Here is a 17,120-nt window from a genome sequence, read left to right as displayed (position 1 = left end):
GGGGAACCTCGTGGTGATGGTTTTTGGAGACAATACGCCAATGTGGCTGAGGCGACGACCGGCGGTCGCCGGCATCGAAGGGCCTGATGGAGTCTAGGGATGCCGGCGCGACGACTGCGTTAAACCGGGCGCGGCGCGCGATCGACGCGGCGTGCACGCGCGACCGCGGGCGGCTGCTGGGGCTGTGGTCGCGCTGGAAGGCGGCGCCCGCCTCGGGCCCGGCGCGCGAGGCGTTCGCGGCGGCGCTGCAGGCCTCGGTCGATGCCCGGGACGCGGCCGCCGCCCGGCTGCCGGCGGCCTCCGTCGCTCCCGACCTGCCGATCGCCGCGCATGCCGACCGCATCGTCGAACTGCTGCGTCGCCACCAGGTGCTGGTGGTGGCCGGCGAGACCGGGTCGGGCAAGACCACCCAGCTGCCCAAGCTGTGCCTGCAGGCAGGACGCGGCGCGGCCGGGATGATCGGCTGCACCCAGCCGCGCCGGATCGCCGCGCGCGCGGTGGCGCGGCGCGTGGCCGAGGAGCTGCAGGTGCCGCTGGGCGGGGCGGTCGGCTTCCAGGTCCGCTTCAACGACAGCGTCGGCGAACACACCGCGGTCAAGTTCATGACCGACGGCATCCTGCTGGCGGAGATCGCCTCGGACCGCTGGCTCTCGCGCTACGACACGATCATCGTCGACGAGGCGCACGAGCGCAGCCTCAACATCGACTTCCTGCTCGGCTACCTCAAGCGCCTGCTGCCGCGGCGGCCGGACCTCAAGCTGGTGGTGACCTCGGCCACGATCGACACCGAGCGCTTCGCCGGGCACTTCGGCGGGGCGCCGGTGGTCGAGGTCGAGGGCCGCGGCTATCCGGTCGAGGTGCGCTACCGCCCGCTGGGCGAGGGGGAGGCCGACGAGGCGCCGCCGCCGTCCGGTGGCGGGCGCGCACGGAGCCGGGCGGAGGCGCCGGGCCTGGGCGTGCTCGACGGCATCGTGGCCGCCTGCGACGAGATCATGGCCGAGCGCGGCACCGGCGACGTACTGGTGTTCCTGCCCGGCGAGCGCGAGATCCGCGACGCGCACCAGGCGCTGGAGAAGCGCCGCTACCGCCATACCGAGGTGGTGCCGCTGTACGCGCGGCTGTCGGCGAGGGACCAGGACCGGGTGTTCAACCCCGGCCCGCAGCGGCGCATCGTGCTGGCGACCAACGTCGCCGAGACCTCGCTGACGGTGCCGCGCATCCACTACGTGGTCGATCCCGGCCTGGCCCGGGTCAAGCGCTACAGTCCGCGGCAGAAGCTGGACCGGCTACACATCGAGGCCATCTCGCAGGCCAGCGCCGACCAGCGCAAGGGCCGCTGCGGGCGCGTGGCGCCGGGCACGTGCATTCGCCTGTATTCGGAAGCCGACTTCCTGTCGCGCCCGGCCTACACCGATCCGGAGATCCGGCGCGCCGCGTTGGCCGGCGTGATCCTGCGCATGCTCGCGCTGGGCCTGGGCGAGGCCGGGCCGGCCGGAGGCAGGCGCCGCGGGCGCAAGGGCGGCGAACGCGACGGGGCCGCGCAGGGCGACGTGATCGCCGACTTCCCGTTCATCGATCCGCCCGACCCGCGCGCGATCGCCGACGGCTGGCAGCAGCTGTCGGAGCTGGGCGCGGTGGACGAACGGCGCGCGTTGACCCCGCTGGGCCGGACCATGGCCCGGCTGCCGGTGGACGTGAAGCTGGCGCGGATGCTGGTCGCCGCGCGCAGCCACGGCTGCCTGCGCGAGATGCTGGCGATCGCGTCGTTCCTCGGCATCCAGGACCCGCGCGAGCGCCCGGCCGACCAGCGCGCCGCCGCCGACGCCGCGCACGCGCAGTTCTCCGACCCCAGGTCCGAGTTCGTCGGCATCCTGCGGCTGTGGGACGCCTACGACGCGGCGCACTCCGAGCTGACCCAGTCCCAGCTGCGCAAGTGGTGCGAACGCAACTTCCTCGGTTTCCTGCGCATGCGCGAATGGCGCGAGCTGCACCGCCAGCTCAAGCTGCAGTGTGCGGAACTGTGGGCAGGCCAGGCCGAGCCGCCGCCGCCCGCGGAGCCGCGCAAACCGGCATCCGTTCCGGCCGACGCGGGCGACGCCCTCGCGCCCCATCTCTACGCACCGCTGCACCGGGCCCTGATCGCCGGCCTGCCCACGCACATCGGCCACCTCGGCGAGCGCGGCGTGTACGAAGGGCCGCGCGGGCGCCGTTTCCAGCTGTTCCCGGGCTCCACGCTCGCGCGCAAGCCGCCGCCGTGGGTGCTCACCGCCACCCTGCTCGACACCGAGAAGGTGTGGGCGATCACCAACGCCGCGATCGAGCCCGACTGGGCGATCGCCGAACTGCCGCACCTGCTGGCGCACCGCCACCACGATCCGCGCTGGTCGCGCTCGCAGGGGCGGGTGCTGGGCAGCGAGCAGGTCAGCCTGTTCGGCCTGGTGCTGGCGCCGAAGCGGCCGGTGGATTACGGCCGGCTGTATCCGCAGGACGCGCGCCAGCTGTTCCTTGCCGACGGCCTGGTTGCCGGCGAAGTCAACCTGCGTGCGCCGTTCCTGGCCCGCAACCTCGCCACGCTGGAGGCCGCGCGCGAGGAGGAGGCCAAGCAGCGCCGGGTCGGCCTGGTCGTGGACGAGGACTGGATGCGGCAGTGGTATGCCGACCGGATCCCGTCGCACATCGTCGAGGCGCGCACGCTCGACGCCTGGTACGCGAAGGCCGATGCCGCGCAGCGGCAGGCGCTGGAATGGACCCGCGACGACCTGCTGGTGGGCGAGGGCACCGACGCAGCGCGCTTCCCTGCCTTCATCCCGATCGGCGATGCGCGGCTGGCGGTCAGCTACCGCTTCGAACCCGGCGCGCCGGACGACGGCATGACCGTGTCGGTGCCGCTGCACCTGCTCAACGCGCTCGACCCCGCGCGGCTGTCGTGGCTGGCGCCGGGCTTCGTCGCCGACAAGGCCGTGGCGCTGATCCGGACCCTGCCCAAGGCGCTGCGCCGCAACTTCGTGCCGGCGCCGGATTTCGCCGCCGCCTTCGCCCAGGCCCACGGCCGCGACGAGCCCGACGCTTTCGCCCCGTCGCTGGCGCGCTTCCTGCAGCGCATGACCGGCGTGGCGGTGGCCGCGACCGACTTCGACGTGTCGGCGTTGGATCCGCACCTGCGCGCCAACCTGCGCCTGGTCGAAGTGCGCGGCCGTGGCGAGCCGCGGGTGCTGGCCGAGTCGCGCGACCTCGAAGAACTGCGCGCGCGCTTTGGAGAGCGTGCCGCCCGCGCGTTCGCGTCGCGGGCCGCGGAAGGCCTGGCGCGCACCGGCCTGCGCGAGTTCCCGGGCGAACCGATCCCGCTCTCGGTGCCCGGTGCCGGTGGCGTGCCCGCGTACCCGGCGCTGCAGGACGACGGCGACAGTGCGTCGCTGGCGGTGCATGCAGACCCGGCGCAGGCGGTGCGGCTGCATCCCGAAGGCGTGCGGCGCCTGCTGCGGATCGCGCTGCAGGACCGCATCCGGCAGGCGCGACGGCAGCTTCCGGTGCAGCCGAAGACCGCCCTGCTGTACGCCGCGATCGAGGCCGGCGGGGAACGCAAGCGCGGCGGCGGGGGCGACCGCCTGCGGGAGGACCTGGTGGACGGCGCGCTGGAGGCGCTGCTGGCCGACGGGCTGGAGGAGATCCGCGATCCCGACGCCTTCGCCACGCGCCGCGACTCGGCCGGCCGCGCCCTGTTCGGCGAGGCCATGCGCCGGCTGCAGCAGGCCGAGGTAATCCTCGAGCTGGTGGCGCAGGTCCGCGCGCGGCTCGAATCGCGGCTGGTCGGCTGGGCCCGGGGCAACCTCGACGACATGCAGGCGCACCTGGCCTCGCTCGCGTACCCGGGCTTCCTGCGTGAGGAAGCGGCGCAGGCGCTCGAGGCCTATCCGCGCTGGCTGCGCGCGCTGGCCACCCGCGCCGAACGCGCCCAGCGCGATCCGCTGCGCGACCAGCAGCGCATGCTCGAACTCAAGCCGCTGGTCGACGCGCTGGTCGCGGCCGAGGCCGCGGGCGCCGGCACCCCGCGCGAGCGCCAGGCGCTGCGCCGGGACCTGGAAGAGGTGCGGGTGGCGACCTATGCGCAGGAACTGTCCATGCGCGGTGCGCCCACGGCGAAGAAGCTGGCGGCGCGGATCGCCGCGCTGGCGCTGCAGGGGGCCGGCTGAGGGCGGGACCGTTGTCCACCGCGTGGGATGCTGCGACGCAGCTTGATCCCTGTTCCGGGCGACGCCATCCCGTTACCGTGTCCCCGTCCGCCAACGGAAGCCGCGCGTGAACGCCGAACTCGGCCTCGACCACTGGCTCGACCTGCCCGCCATGCGCCACGTGGCGCCGGCGCTGCGCGAGGTGCTGCGGGCCGCGGCAGCGACACTGGACCCGGCCCGCTGCACCCCGGCCGCGCCGGCGCAGCTGGCCGACACCCTGTCGCTGCTGTCGTTGCTCGACGCCGACGGCGACTCCCTGGCCGCCGCGCTGCTGTTCGACCTGCCGGACCTGGCGGCGGCGGCCGCCGCAACGCTGCCCGCCGCGCATTCCGCGGTGGCGGTCCTGCTCGAAGGTCAGCGCGCGGCCAACCAGGTCTGGAGCCTGCATGCCGAGCGTCCGGCCGCGGGCAATACCGAGGGGCTGCGCCGGCTGCTGCTGGCGATCGTGCGCGACCTGCGGGTGGTGCCGATCCTGCTCGCGCGCCAGCTGGCGCGGATGCGCCACGCCGGCGCGCTGCCCGAGGAGGAGCGGATGGCGCTGGCGCGCCTGACCCGCGACATCCACGCCCCGCTGGCCAATCGCCTGGGCATCTGGCAGCTCAAGTGGGAGCTCGAGGACCTGGCCTTCCGCCACCTCGAGCCGGAGACCTACCGCCGCATCGCCTCGCTGCTCGACGACAAGCGCGCCGGCCGCGAGCGCTACATCGCCCAGGTCACGCGCGAACTCGGCGAGGCCCTGCGCGCGCAGGGCATCGAGGCCGAGATTGCCGGCCGGCCGAAGCACATCTACAGCATCTGGAAGAAGATGCGGAAGAAGGACGTGCCGATCGGCGAGCTCTACGACCTGCGCGCGGTGCGGGTGCTGGTCGACGACATCCCGGCCTGCTACGCCGTGCTGGGCGTGGTGCACGCGCTGTGGGTGCCGGTGCCGGGCGAGTTCGACGACTACATCGCCCGGCCCAAGCACAACGACTACCGCTCGCTGCACACCGCGGTGATCGGCCCCGAGGGCAAGACCCTGGAGGTGCAGATCCGCACCCGGGAAATGCACGAGCAGGCCGAGCTCGGCGTGGCCGCGCACTGGCGCTACAAGGAGGACTCCTACGCCGGACGCGGCCCTTCGCAGCGTTCGAGCTCCGGCAACGCCGCGCTCGAACGCAAGATCGAATGGATGCGGCGCCTGCTCGAGGCGCACGGCGAGGGCGAGGGCGAGGCGCTCGCCGGTGGCTTCGACACCGAGCTGGTCGAGGACCGCATCTACGTGCTGACCCCGGCTGGCGAGGTGGTCGACCTGCCGCGCGGGTCCACGCCGCTCGACTTCGCCTACCACGTGCACACCATGGTCGGGCACCGCTGCCGCGGGGCGAAGGTCGACGGCCGCATCGTGCCGCTCGACCACAAGCTGCGCAGCGGCGACCGGGTCGAGATCCTCACCGCCAAGGAACCCGAACCCAGGCGCGACTGGCTGGTGGCGGCCAACGGCTTCCTCGCCAGCCCGCGCGCGCGGGAGAAGGTGCGGACCTGGTTCCACAAGCTCGACCGCGAGCGCAACCTGCAGGCCGGGCGCGAGATGCTCGACCGCGAGCTGCGGCGCATGGGCCTGCTGCAGGCCGACCTCGAACCGGTGCTGCCGAAGTTCAACGTCGCCAGCGTCGACGAGCTGCTGGTGCTGGTGGCGCTGGGCGACGTGGGGCCACACCAGGTCGGCCGCGCGCTGCAGGAGCACGAGCGCGCGCGCTCCGCCCCGGCGCAGGCCCCGGAACCGGCCACCGTGCTGCCGCGGCGGCGTGCGCCCAAGGCCGGCGGCCCGGGCGTGAGCGTGCTGGGCGTGGACAACCTGGTGGTGCAGCTCGCCCGCTGCTGCCACCCGTTGCCGGGCGAGGCCATCTCCGGCTACCTCACCCGCGGCCGCGGAGTGAGCGTGCACCGGCCCGACTGCGCCGCGTTCCTGCGCCTGTCCGCGGCCCAGCCGCAGCGGGTGTTGCCGGTCTCGTGGGGGCGCCAGGACGGGCTGCACGAGGCCACGGCGGTGGTGGACGCGGTCGACCGGCGGCACCTGCTCAAGGACGTGAGCAACGTGATCGCGCAGGAGGACGCGCACGTGGCCTCGATCCGCAGCGACGCCGGCCGCCACGGCCGGGTGCGGTTGCGGCTGCAGTTGCGGGTCGACGGCTACGACCAGCTGTCGCGGGTGCTGGCGCGGCTCGACGCCCTGCCCGGGGTGGAGCACGCCCGGCGCGAATGAGTCCGGGCCGGGGCCAGGCGGCGCGCGGCCGGCACGATCACGGACGCATTCAGTCGCCGTGCGTAAGCTGTCCCGCGTGGCCCCGGATCGCAACTCGACCGTGAATCACGCCCGGTCGGACGGCCGGCGCGAGCCCGTGCTCGGCGACCTGGACGCACTGCGCGTGGCGCGCCCGGCGCATCGCGTCCAGCGGTCCGGCGACGGGACGCGCGGCTGGCTGCTGGGCGCCGTCGGGCTGGGGTTGCTGCTCGCCGCGGCGGTGCTGCTGCGTGGCCCGCTGGGGGACCGGCTGTGGCCGCAGGCGCGCGTCCACGCCCTGGCCGGACAGGCCGAGGCCGCGTTGGCGCGCGGCCACCTCAGCGCCGCCGACGGCAGCGGCGCGCGCGAGCTGTTCGAGGCCGCGCAGGCGATCGACCCCGACCAGCCCGGCCCACGCGAGGGGCTGGCGCGGGTGGCCGAGGCGGCGCTGGAGCAGGCCGCGGTCGCGCTCGCCGCGGACCGGTTCGAGGAGGCGCATGCGATGCTCCAGCTGGCGCGTGAGCTGTCGATCCCGCGCGCCCGCGCCGATGCGCTGGCCGAGCGCCTGCGCGAGCGCGAGGCGGGCCGGGCCGGACTGGAGGGACTGGTGGCGCGCGCCACCCGGGCCCACGCCGCCGGCCGCCTGCACGGCGATGCCGAGGCGGCGTTGCCGCTGTACGCGCGCGTGCTCGAACTCGCGCCCGACCATGCCGACGCCTTGCGTGGCCGCGACGAGGCGCTCGCCACGCTGCTGGGCCAGGCGCGCGAGGACCTGCGCGCGGGCGAACTGCAGGCGGCCGCCGCGGCGATCGCCGCCGCGCGCGGCTACGACCCCGGACATGTCGACCTGCCCGAGGCCGAGGCCCGCCTGGTCGAGGAACTCGACGCGCTGCGCCGCCGCGCCGACGCCGAACTGGCGGGCGGACGGGTCGAGGCCGCGGCCGCCATCTGGCAGCGGTTGCTGCGCGACGACCCCGAAGACGCCTCGGCCCGCGCCGGCCTCGGGCGCGCGGCGGCGGCGCTGGCGGCGCGGGGGCAACGGGAGGCCGCGGACTTCCGCTTCGACCAGGCCGCCGCGACCCTGGCGCGGGCGCGGGAACTGGCTCCCGATGCGACGGTGGTGGCGGCTGCCGAAGCGGCGGTCGAGCGTTCGCGCCGGCGCCATGCCCGCCTGCAGGCCCCCGGCGCGGGCGCCGGCGACCCGCGCCAGGTCCCGGTGCTGCTGCGCCGGGCGGCCGAGGCGGAGGCACGCGGCGACCTGCTGACCCCGCCCGGGGACAGCGCCTTCGACCTGTTGCGTGCGGCCCAGGCGATCGCGCCGCGCGACGCGCAGGTGCGCCAGGCGGTGGCGCGGCTGCTGCCTTCGGCACGGGCCTGCTTCGATCGCCACCTCAGTGCCAACGACCTCGCCCGCGCCCGGCGCTGCCTGGACGCGCGCGAGGCGCTGGGCGAGGACGGCGCTTCGCTGGGCGCTGCCCGCCGCCGGCTGGCGCAGCGCTGGCTGGCGATCGGCGACGAGCGCCTGCAGGGCGGGCAGGTGGCGGCCGCGGCCGCGGCGCTGGAATCGGCCCGCGGGCTGGACCGGACCGCGCCGGGGCTGGACGCGTTCGAGCGGCGGCTGCGGGTCGCGGGCGGGCGCGTGCCGGACTGAGCGCCGGGCGTCGCGACGCGCGCGACCCGCGCGCGGTTCAGCGCGCCGCCTCGGCGAAGAACAGCCGCCGCAGGGCGGGGCGCGCCGCCTCGGCGGAGAAGTGCCGGCGCACGCTCTCCAGGCCGTTGGCCGCCAGCGCCTGCCACAGCGCCCGGTCCTGGTACAGGCGCACGACGGCGTCGGCGAACGCCTCCGCGTCGTCGGCCAGCAGCACGTCGTGGCCGTCGCACAGGTGCATGCCTTCGGCCGCCAGCGTGGTCGCGACCACCGGCTGGCCGTGGGCCATGCTCAGGTTGATCTTGCCCTTCACCCCGGCGCCCACCCGTAGCGGCGCCACTGCCACCCGGCAGCCGTCCATGTAGGGCGCGAGGTCGGGCACGTGGCCGTGGACCCGGATGCCGTCGCGGCCATCCAGGCGCGCGATCTCGTCCGGCGGGCCCTCGCCGATGCAGTGGAAGCGCACCGCGGACAGGCGCTCGCGCACGCGCGGGAACACCTCGCGGCAGAACCAGCGCGCCGCATCCACGTTCGGCGGGTGGCGGAAGCCGCCCACGAACACGAGGTCGCCGCGCCGTTCGAACGGCAGCCCGGGGCCGGCCACCTCGTGCACGTTGGACAGCACCTCCACCTGGGCGCCTGGCACTTCGCGCGCGAGCAGCGCCGCCTCCTCGCCACTGACCACGACGGTGGCGTCGCTGGCGCGGACCATCTCCAGCTCGCGCACGCGCGTGGCCTCGGCGCTGCGTGCGAGCACCTCGTCGCCGGCCAGCCGCGCGGTCCGGCGCTCGCGCACGAAGTGCAGGTCGACGCTGTCGAATACGATGCGTGCCGCCGGCGCATGCCGGCGCAGCAGCGGCAGCAGCTCGCGCAGCACGTAGTGGCGGCTGACCATGACCGCGTCGAAGCGCGGTCCGTGCTCGCGCAGCCAGCGCGACAGGCGCCCGGCGAACGGTGCGTACCAGGCTTCGATGCCCAGCGCCTGCAGGGCGGCGGTGTGGCGGCCGGCGTGGGCGAGGTCGGCGGGCAGGAACACCACGTGCGCGCCCTCGGCCTGCAGCAGCCGCATCAGGTTCACCAGCCGCAGCGAGGCCGAATCGTGGTCGGGCCGGGGCGTGGCGCCGTCGATCACCAGCACCTGGCGCTGCCGCCGGTGCAGCGTGGCCGGCGAAGGCGTCGGCCCCGGTCCGGGCAGCGCGGCCAGGGCCTGCGCGCGGTGCGCGGCGAACACGGCGCGGTTGCGCGCCTGCCAGGCCTTGACTCCGGACGCGGGATCGGAACCCGCGGTCGTGCCCTCGTCGTGCAGCACCCGCGCGGCCGGCTGGTAGCGCACCGCATGGCCGGCCTCGCGCACGGCGAAGGCCAGGTCGGTGTCCTCGTAGTAGGCCGGCGCGTAGCGGCGGTCGAATCCACCGATGCGCTCGAACAGCGCACGCGGGATCGCGGCGGCGGCGCCGGACACGTAGTCGGTGGCGCGCACATAGGAAAAGCGCGGATCGTCGGGCGACTCGAAGCGGCCGTAGTTCCAGGCGCTGCCGTCGCGGAACACCAGTCCGCCCGCTTCCTGCAGCCGGCCGTCGGGATACAGCAGCTGGGCGCCCGCCAGGCCGGTGTCGGGATGGGTGCTGAACGTGTCGAGCAGGGCGTCGAGCCAGCCCGGCTGCGGCACGGTGTCGTTGTTGAGGAACACCAGGTACTGGCCGCGGGCGCGCGCCGCGCCGTCGTTGCAGGCGGCGATGAAACCGCCGTTGGTGGCGCGGCGGACCACCACCAGGCCTTCGACCTGCGCTAGGTGCGTGGCGGTGTCGTCCGGCGAGGCGTCGTCCACCACTACCACCTCCACGGGGCAGGCCGGCGGATGCGCCGCGATCGCGCGCAGGCAGCCCAGGGTATGCCGCCACTGGCCGTGCACCGGGACCACGATGCTCGCCAGCGGCGCGTCGGCGCACGGGACCGCGAACGGCGCGAACGGCCGGGTATCGGCCTGCAGCAGCGGCCGCGGGGCAGGGCGGGCGCGCGGCGCGAACTGCAGCCGCGCGCGCTCGAGCGTGTGCTTCAGGCCGCGCGTGCGCAGGCTCGCCACGCCGCGCCGGGCCAGCCCGGTCGCTCGCGCCAGCAGCAGTTGCAGTTCGTCGGTCAGCGCCATCGCGGCCGGGCAACTCCAGCTGACCGCGGGGCCGGCGCACGCGGCCGGCGCCCGGAGGGGTGGGATAGACTGCGCATCGCGCCGATTGTCGCATCCCGCGGCCCGCTTCCGGTGCAGGCTCCGGCAGGCATGGCCCGTATCGAATACGACGAAGACGACCACGACCACAGCCCCGACTCCCCGGCCCGCAGCGACTGGCGGCGGCGGCTGGTGACGTGGGCGCTGGCGCTGGTGGGGCTGGGCATCGGGTTCCTGGTGCCGTACGCGCTGTACCTCAACCACCAGCTCAGCGAACGTTTCGGCGAGCTGCGCTGGCAGGTGCCCACCCGCGTCTACGCGCGTCCGTTGCGGCTGGCGCCGGGCCAGGCGATGGATGCGCAAACGCTGAAGATCGAGCTGGAGGCCGCCGCCTACCACGAGGGCGACGGCGTACGCCCCGGCACCTACCGGCAGGAGGACGGGCGCTGGACGATTTCCAGTCGCGGCTTCCGTGATGTCGACGGCGTGGTCGGCCCGAGCCGGATCCAGGCCACGCTCTCCGGCGGCCGCGTGCGCAGCCTCAAGGACCTGGCCGGCGACCGCGAGGTCAAGTCCGCGCGCCTGGACGCCGCCCGCATCGCCACCCTCTACGGCCAGAAGCAGGAGGAACGCCGGCTGGTGCGCGCGGCCGACGTGCCGCCGCTGCTCACCGACACCCTGCAGGCGGTCGAGGACCGCGACTTCGCCCACCACTTCGGCATCGACCTCAGCGGCATGGCGCGCGCGGCGTGGGTCAACCTGCGCTCGGGCGAGAAGCGCCAGGGGGCGAGCACGCTGACCCAGCAGCTGGCGCGCAGCGGGCTGCTGGGCATCGGCCGCGAGCAGACCTGGAGCCGCAAGTTCAACGAGATCCTGTACGCGCTGCTGATGGAGGCGCGCTTCGACAAGAACACCATCCTCGAGGCCTATCTCAACCAGGTCTACCTGGGCCAGCGCGGCGCGCAGGCGATCCACGGCGTGGCGGCGGGCGCGGAGTTCTGGTTCGCACGCCGGCTTGAGGATCTGGACACCGAGCACGTCGCGCTGCTGGTCGGCATGGTCCGCGGGCCTTCGTACTACGACCCGCGCCGGCATCCGGAGCGGGCCAAGGCGCGACGCGACTTCGTGTTGGCGAACATGCTCCAGACCGGGCTGATCGACCAGGCCGAGTACGACCGCGCGCTCCAGGCCCCGCTCGGGATCACCCGCACCCCCGGGAGCATCGCCGCCAACCGCTTCCCGGCCTACGTCGACCTGGTGCGCCGGCAGCTCGCGCGCGACTATCCCGCGGACGCGCTGCAGGGCGCCGGGCTGAGCGTGATGACGGCGATGTCGCCCTCGGCCCAGGCATACGCCGAGGCCGCGGTGGTGCGCACGCTCGAGGACCTGCAGACCGGCAAGCGTCCGCCGCTGGAGGCGGGGATGGTGGTGACCGACGTGCACGGTGGCGAGGTGCTGGCGGTGGTCGGCAGCCGCCGGCCGGCGGTGCACGGCTTCAACCGCGCGGTCGAGGCGCAGCGTCCGGTGGGGTCGTTGCTCAAGCCCTTCGTCTACCTGCTGGCGCTGGCCAGCCCGCGCGACTGGTCGCTGGCCACCTGGGTGGACGATTCGCCGGTGACGGTCACGCTGGAGAACGGGCGGCGCTGGAGCCCGGGCAACTCCGACGGCCGCAGCCACGGCACGGTGCGCCTGATCGACGCACTGGCGCGCTCGTACAACCAGGCCACGGTGCGCATCGGGATGCAGGTCGACCCGCGGCGCCTGGCCGACCTGGTGCGCACCCTGGCCGGGGTCGAGGCCCGGCCGAATCCGGCGCTGATCCTGGGCGCGATGGACCAGAGCCCGTACGCGATGGCGCAGCTCTACCAGTTCCTCGCCTCAGGCGGCGAGATCCAGCCGCTGCATGCGGTGCGCGGCGTGCTGGACCCGGAGGGGCGCGCGGTCCGGCGCTACGACAAGGCGCCGGCGCCGGCCACCGAGGGCGACGCGATCGCCGCGCGCCTGGTGACCCTGGCGCTGCAGCAGGCGGTGGTGTCGGGCACCGGCCGCCAGCTGGTCAACGACGGCCTCGGCCGGCTCAACGCCGCCGGCAAGACCGGCACCAGCAACGACGGGCGCGACAGCTGGTTCGCCGGCTGGACCGGCGACCACCTGGCCGTGGTCTGGGTCGGCAACGACCAGAACGAACAGACCGGCCTGTACGGCGCTACCGGCGCGATGCGGGTGTGGTCGCGGCTGTTCTCGCGGCTGCCGAGCGCGCCGCTGCGGGTCGGCGGGCAAGGGCTGGACTGGCAGTGGGTGCTGCAGTCCAACGCCACCGACGCCGAGTGCCCCGGTGCGCGCCGTTTCGCCTTCGTGTCCGGGTTCGCGCCGCCGTACGTGCCCTGCGCCTCGTTCATGGCGCCCGACCCGGCGGACGAAGGCGCGATGCCCGGGGCCGGCCAGGGCCAGTCGCCCGACCGCGGCTGGCGCAGCTGGTTCGGCCTGGGCCGGCGCCAGCCGCAGGCCGAGCCGCCGCCCGCGCCCCCGCCCCCGCCGCCTCCACCCACCAGCGAGCCCGTGCAATGACCCTGTCGTCCCGCCTTGCCGCCGTCGCGATCCTGTCCCTGCTGCTGGCCGCCTGCGCCGGCGGGCCGGGCGAACGGGGGCCGGCCCCGCTGACCGGCGCCAGTCCGCTGCAGATGGTGGCTGCGATCGAGGCCGCCGCCGGCGACGGCGAGGGCGAGCTGGCGGTGATGCCGCTGCGTGACCCGATGGTCGAGGATCTGCGCGAGCAGGCCCGCGCGGCGCGCGCCGCGGGTGACTACGACGCGGCGGCCGCCGCGCTCGATCGTGCGCTGGACATCACCCCCGACGACCCGGCGCTGCTGCAGGAGCGGGCCGAGGCCGCGCTCCTGCAGCGCGACTTCGAGCACGCCGGCGCCCTGGCCGAGCGCGCCTTCGCCCTGGGCGCGCAGGTCGGCCCGCTGTGCCGCCGGCACTGGGCCACGATCGAACAGGTGCGCCTGGTCGCCGGCGACGCCGAGGGCGCGGCCTCGGCCGCGCGCCAGGTCGAGGGTTGCCGCGTGGCCGGCCCCGAACGCTACTGACGATGCCGGGCGACGGACCCCCCGGACGCAGCGCGCTCGCCGCACGCAGCATCGAGGCCCTGGCCGCCGATGGGCGGCTCGCCGGGCGCATCCCCGCGTTCGTCGCGCGCCCGTCGCAGCAACGCCTGGCCGCGGCCGTCGCCGACGCGCTGCAAGCGCGCGACACCCTGCTGGCCGAGGCCGGCACCGGCACCGGCAAGACCTTCGCCTACCTGGTGCCGCTGCTGCTGTCCGGACTCAAGGCGATCGTCTCCACCGGCACCCGTGCGCTGCAGGACCAGCTCTACCACCGCGACCTGCCGCGGGTGCGCGACGCGCTGGGCACCGGCCTGGCCACCGCGCTGCTCAAGGGCCGCGCCAATTACCTGTGCCGCTACCGGCTCGAGCGCGCCAAGGGCGAGCCGCGCTTCACCGCGCGCGAGCAGGTCGGCCAGTTCCAGCGCATCGTCGCCTGGAGCGGGCGCACCCGGATGGGCGACCTCGCGGAGATCGAGGCGCTGCCGGAAGACTCGCCGCTGCTGCCGATGGTCACCTCGACCGCGGACAACTGCCTGGGCAGCGAGTGCCCGTTCTGGGGCGAGTGCTTCGTGGTCCAGGCCAGGCAGCGGGCGCAGTCGGCCGACCTGGTGGTGGTGAACCACCACCTGCTGCTGGCCGACCTCGCACTCAAGCAGGAAGGCTTCGGCGAGATCCTGCCCGGCGCGCAGGCGTTCGTGGTCGACGAGGCGCACCAGCTGCCGGAACTGGCGGCGCAGTTCTTCGGCGAGGCGCTGTCGGCGCGGCCGCTGGTGGAGCTGGCGCGCGATGCGCTGGGCGAGTGCGCCGAGGTGCCCGGGGCGCTGTCGATCGTGCAGGGACCCGCGCGCGAACTCGAACACGCCACCCGCGCGCTGCGCGCGGCGATGGACGGGTTGCCGCTGCGCGGGACCCGCGCACGCGCGCTGCAATCGCGCGAGCTGGGCAAGGGCCTGGACACGCTGGCGCGCGCGGTGGCGACGCTGCGCGACGCGCTCGGCCCGCTGCGCGAGTCCTCCCCGGGCATCGATGCCTGCCATGCGCGCGCCCGCGAGCTCGCCTCGCGCCTGGCCCGCTGGCACGGCGACGGGGACGGGGACGATGCGGCCGGGGCCATCGACGGTGCCCACCCGCAGGCCGACCCGGCTGGCGACGCCACCGGCGGGATGCACGGCGACGAAGTGCGCTGGTATGAACTGTCGCCGCGCGGGTTCCGCCTGCAGCGCACGCCGCTGGACGTCTCCGGCCCGCTGCGTGCCCATCGCGAGCAGTCGCGCGCGGCCTGGGTGTTCACCTCGGCCACGCTGTCGGTGGGCGCGGGCTTCGACCACATCGCCACCCGGCTCGGCCTGGATGCGCCGACCACGCTGCTGGTGCCCAGCCCCTTCGACTGGTCGCGGCAGGCGCTGTGCTACCTGCCCACGCGCATGCCCGAACCCTCCGACCGCGACTACACCTGGGCTGTGGTCGATGCGGTGCGTCCGGTGCTGCGTGCCTCGGCCGGACGCGCCTTCATCCTGTTCGCCTCGCACCGCGCGCTGCGCGAGGCGGCCGACCTGCTGCGCGAGGCGGACGAATGGCCGCTCTTCGTGCAGGGCGAGGCGCCGCGCCACGTGCTGCTGCAGCGCTTCCGCGAGTCGGGCAACGGCGTGCTGCTGGGCGCGGCCAGCTTCCGCGAGGGGGTGGACGTGGCCGGCGAGGCGCTGAGCGTGGTGGTGATCGACAAGCTGCCGTTCGCCGCGCCCGACGACCCTGTGTTCCAGGCGCGGCTCGATGCCATCCGCCGCGCCGGGGGCAACCCGTTCCGCGACGAGCAGCTGCCGCAGGCGGTGATCGCGCTCAAGCAGGGCGTGGGCCGGCTGATCCGCAGCGAGTCCGACCGCGGCGTGCTGGTGCTGTGCGACCCGCGGCTGACCCGCAAGTCCTACGGAGCGGTGTTCCTGGATTCGCTTCCGCCGTTCCCGACCACGCGCGAGTGCGCCGATGCCGAAGCCTTTTTCGGCCGTGCCGGCGTGGCCGGCGCCGCCGGCGCCCCGCCTTGAACGCCGGCGGTCGCGTGGCGGCGGGCGGCCGCACCGCTACCATGTCGCGATGAACCTGCTCGCCTTCGAGACCGCCACCGAAGCCTGCTCCGTCGCCGTGCTGGCCGATGGCCGGGTGCACGAGCGCTTCGAGATCGCACCCCGGCGCCACGCCCGCCTGGCCCTGCCCTGGGCCGAGGCGCTGCTGGCCGAGGCGGGCCTGGCGCGCAGCCAGCTCGACGCGATCGCGGTCGGCCGCGGTCCGGGCGCCTTCACCGGCGTGCGCCTGGCCGTGGGGCTGGCCCAGGGGATCGCGCTGGCGCTGGACCTGCCGGTGGTGCCGGTGTCGACCCTGGCGGCGCTGGCCGCGGGCGCGCCGGACGGGCGGGTGCTGGCGGCGATCGACGCGCGCATGGGCGAGGTCTACCTGGGGCGGTTCGAAGTGGCGCAGGGCCGGGTCGTGGCCCTGGGCCGGGAATGCGTGGCGCGGCCGGAGGCGGTGGAGGTGCCGGGCGATGGCCCCTGGTACGCGGTCGGCACCGGTTTCGCGGCGGCCGAAGGACTCCTGCAGCGGCGACTGGACGCGGTGCTGGCCTCGGTGGAGGCGCAGGCATTGCCGCGGGCCGCGGACGTGGCCCACCTGGGCGCGCTGGCGCTGGAGCGGGGCGAGGTCGTGGCCCCGGAGCGGCTCGAGCCGGCCTACCTGCGCGACAACGTCGCCCTGACCCTGGCCCAGCAGCAGGCCCTGCGCGCGTCGCGCGGCTGAGCGGCCTCGACGGCGGCGGGCGACGCGGCCGTGGTGCGCGCCGCCTTCAGTCGTCGACCAGGGCGCCGCCCGGCAGGAACTGCCAGGTGCGGGTGACGTGGAGGATGTCGATCTCCTCCTCGGTCCGGGGCAGCGGCGGGTAGGGTTCGGCCAGCTTCGCGATCCGCAGCGCCGCGTCGTCGAGCAGGCGGATGCCGCTGGAGCGGATGATGTCGGCGCGTTCGACCGAGCCGTCGCGCCGGATCGCCACGCTGATCACCAGCTCGCCCGCCAGCCGGCGCCGTCGCGCTTCGTCCGGGTAGTTGAGATTGCCGACGCGCTGCACCCGGTCGACCCAGTTGCGCAGGTAGGCCGCGTAGGCCCATTCCTGGGTGCTGGCCGAGACGAACTTGCGCTTGGGCCGCTTGGCGTAGCGCTCCGAGCGCAGGTGGATCTCGGCCGCCAGCCGGGCCATCGCCAGGTCGCGTTCGACCTTGTACTCGCCGCGCGGCAGCGGACTGGGCTCCGACTCGGGGCGCTCGTCGGGCAGGGGCAGGGCTTCCGCGCCGCGGTGACTGGCCACCACCCGGGCCTGCGGCGGCGACTGTTCGGCCGGCGACTGCGCGCGCACCTCGATCGGTGCCACCCCCGGCTCGGCCTGGAGCGAGCGTCCGGCCTGGTCGTCGCGCGGCCGGTTGCTGCGCTCGTGCTCGCCGCCGCCCTGGTTGGAGGCCTGGGCCAGGAAGTCGGCCTGGGCCCGGGTGAGCGGGCTGGTGGCTTCGGTGATGATCACGTCGAGCGTGGGCGCCAGCGGCGCGGCGCCTTCGACCGCGAACCCGACGCCCAGCACCAGCAACCCGTGCAGCAGCAGCGACAGCACCAGGGTGGCGCCGAGGCGTTCGCGTTCGCCGATGCGGGGCCCTGGCGGTAAGGCGACGCTGGACAT

General features: G+C 75.2%; 9 protein-coding genes. 7 read left to right on the top strand and 2 right to left on the bottom strand.

Going from position 1 to position 17,120, the window contains the following annotated elements:
- The first annotated feature begins 86 nt into the window (after positions 1 to 86).
- The 3 genes from FQY79_RS02455 (at position 87) to FQY79_RS02445 (ending at position 8,143) form a co-directional block, all read left to right on the top strand.
- Positions 87 to 4,190, top strand: coding sequence for a DUF3418 domain-containing protein (locus FQY79_RS02455; protein ID WP_146310401.1), 4,104 nt, complete (start codon positions 87 to 89; stop codon positions 4,188 to 4,190).
- A 151-nt stretch (positions 4,191 to 4,341) separates the two neighbouring features.
- A complete protein-coding gene (locus FQY79_RS02450; protein WP_146310831.1) occupies positions 4,342 to 6,474 on the top strand; it encodes a RelA/SpoT family protein in 2,133 nt (710 codons plus the stop codon).
- Positions 6,475 to 6,532: 58 nt separating this feature from the next.
- A complete protein-coding gene (locus FQY79_RS02445) occupies positions 6,533 to 8,143 on the top strand; it encodes a hypothetical protein (protein WP_146310399.1) in 1,611 nt (536 codons plus the stop codon).
- Positions 8,144 to 8,180: 37 nt separating this feature from the next.
- On the opposite strand, the gene FQY79_RS02440 is transcribed toward FQY79_RS02445, so the two are convergent.
- On the bottom strand, positions 8,181 to 10,286 hold the full coding sequence (locus tag FQY79_RS02440) for a glycosyltransferase (RefSeq protein ID WP_146310397.1): 2,106 nt from the start codon (positions 10,284 to 10,286) through the stop codon (positions 8,181 to 8,183).
- 129 nt (positions 10,287 to 10,415) lie between these two features.
- Between FQY79_RS02440 and mrcB the strand changes: the two genes are divergently transcribed.
- Genes mrcB through tsaB form a run of 4 tightly spaced genes read left to right on the top strand, consistent with a single transcriptional unit; the run spans position 10,416 to position 16,195 of the window.
- Positions 10,416 to 12,872: a penicillin-binding protein 1B gene (mrcB, locus tag FQY79_RS02435; RefSeq protein WP_146310395.1), complete on the top strand. Its 2,457-nt coding sequence runs from the start codon at positions 10,416 to 10,418 to the stop codon at positions 12,870 to 12,872.
- On the top strand, positions 12,869 to 13,393 hold the full coding sequence (locus FQY79_RS02430; RefSeq protein ID WP_146310393.1) for a tetratricopeptide repeat protein: 525 nt from the start codon (positions 12,869 to 12,871) through the stop codon (positions 13,391 to 13,393). The genes mrcB and FQY79_RS02430 overlap by 4 nt, the downstream gene beginning before the upstream one ends.
- 2 nt (positions 13,394 to 13,395) lie before the next feature.
- A complete protein-coding gene (gene yoaA, locus FQY79_RS02425; protein ID WP_146310391.1) occupies positions 13,396 to 15,450 on the top strand; it encodes a DNA repair helicase YoaA in 2,055 nt (684 codons plus the stop codon).
- Positions 15,451 to 15,499: 49 nt separating this feature from the next.
- Entirely contained in the window at positions 15,500 to 16,195 is a 696-nt protein-coding gene (tsaB, locus tag FQY79_RS02420; RefSeq protein ID WP_146310389.1) for a tRNA (adenosine(37)-N6)-threonylcarbamoyltransferase complex dimerization subunit type 1 TsaB, read from the top strand.
- A gap of 46 nt (positions 16,196 to 16,241) precedes the next feature.
- Here the strand turns inward: tsaB and FQY79_RS02415 are convergent, their stop codons facing one another.
- Positions 16,242 to 17,120 carry an energy transducer TonB gene (locus tag FQY79_RS02415; protein WP_146310387.1) on the bottom strand — a complete coding sequence of 293 codons (879 nt, stop codon included), beginning with the start codon at positions 17,118 to 17,120 and terminating at the stop codon, positions 16,242 to 16,244.

The organism is Luteimonas wenzhouensis (assembly GCF_007859305.1).
Taxonomy (GTDB): Bacteria; Pseudomonadota; Gammaproteobacteria; order Xanthomonadales; family Xanthomonadaceae; genus Luteimonas; species Luteimonas wenzhouensis.
The sequence above is the reverse complement of the archived record's forward strand: the minus strand, read 5'-3'. Positions and strand labels throughout refer to the sequence as shown.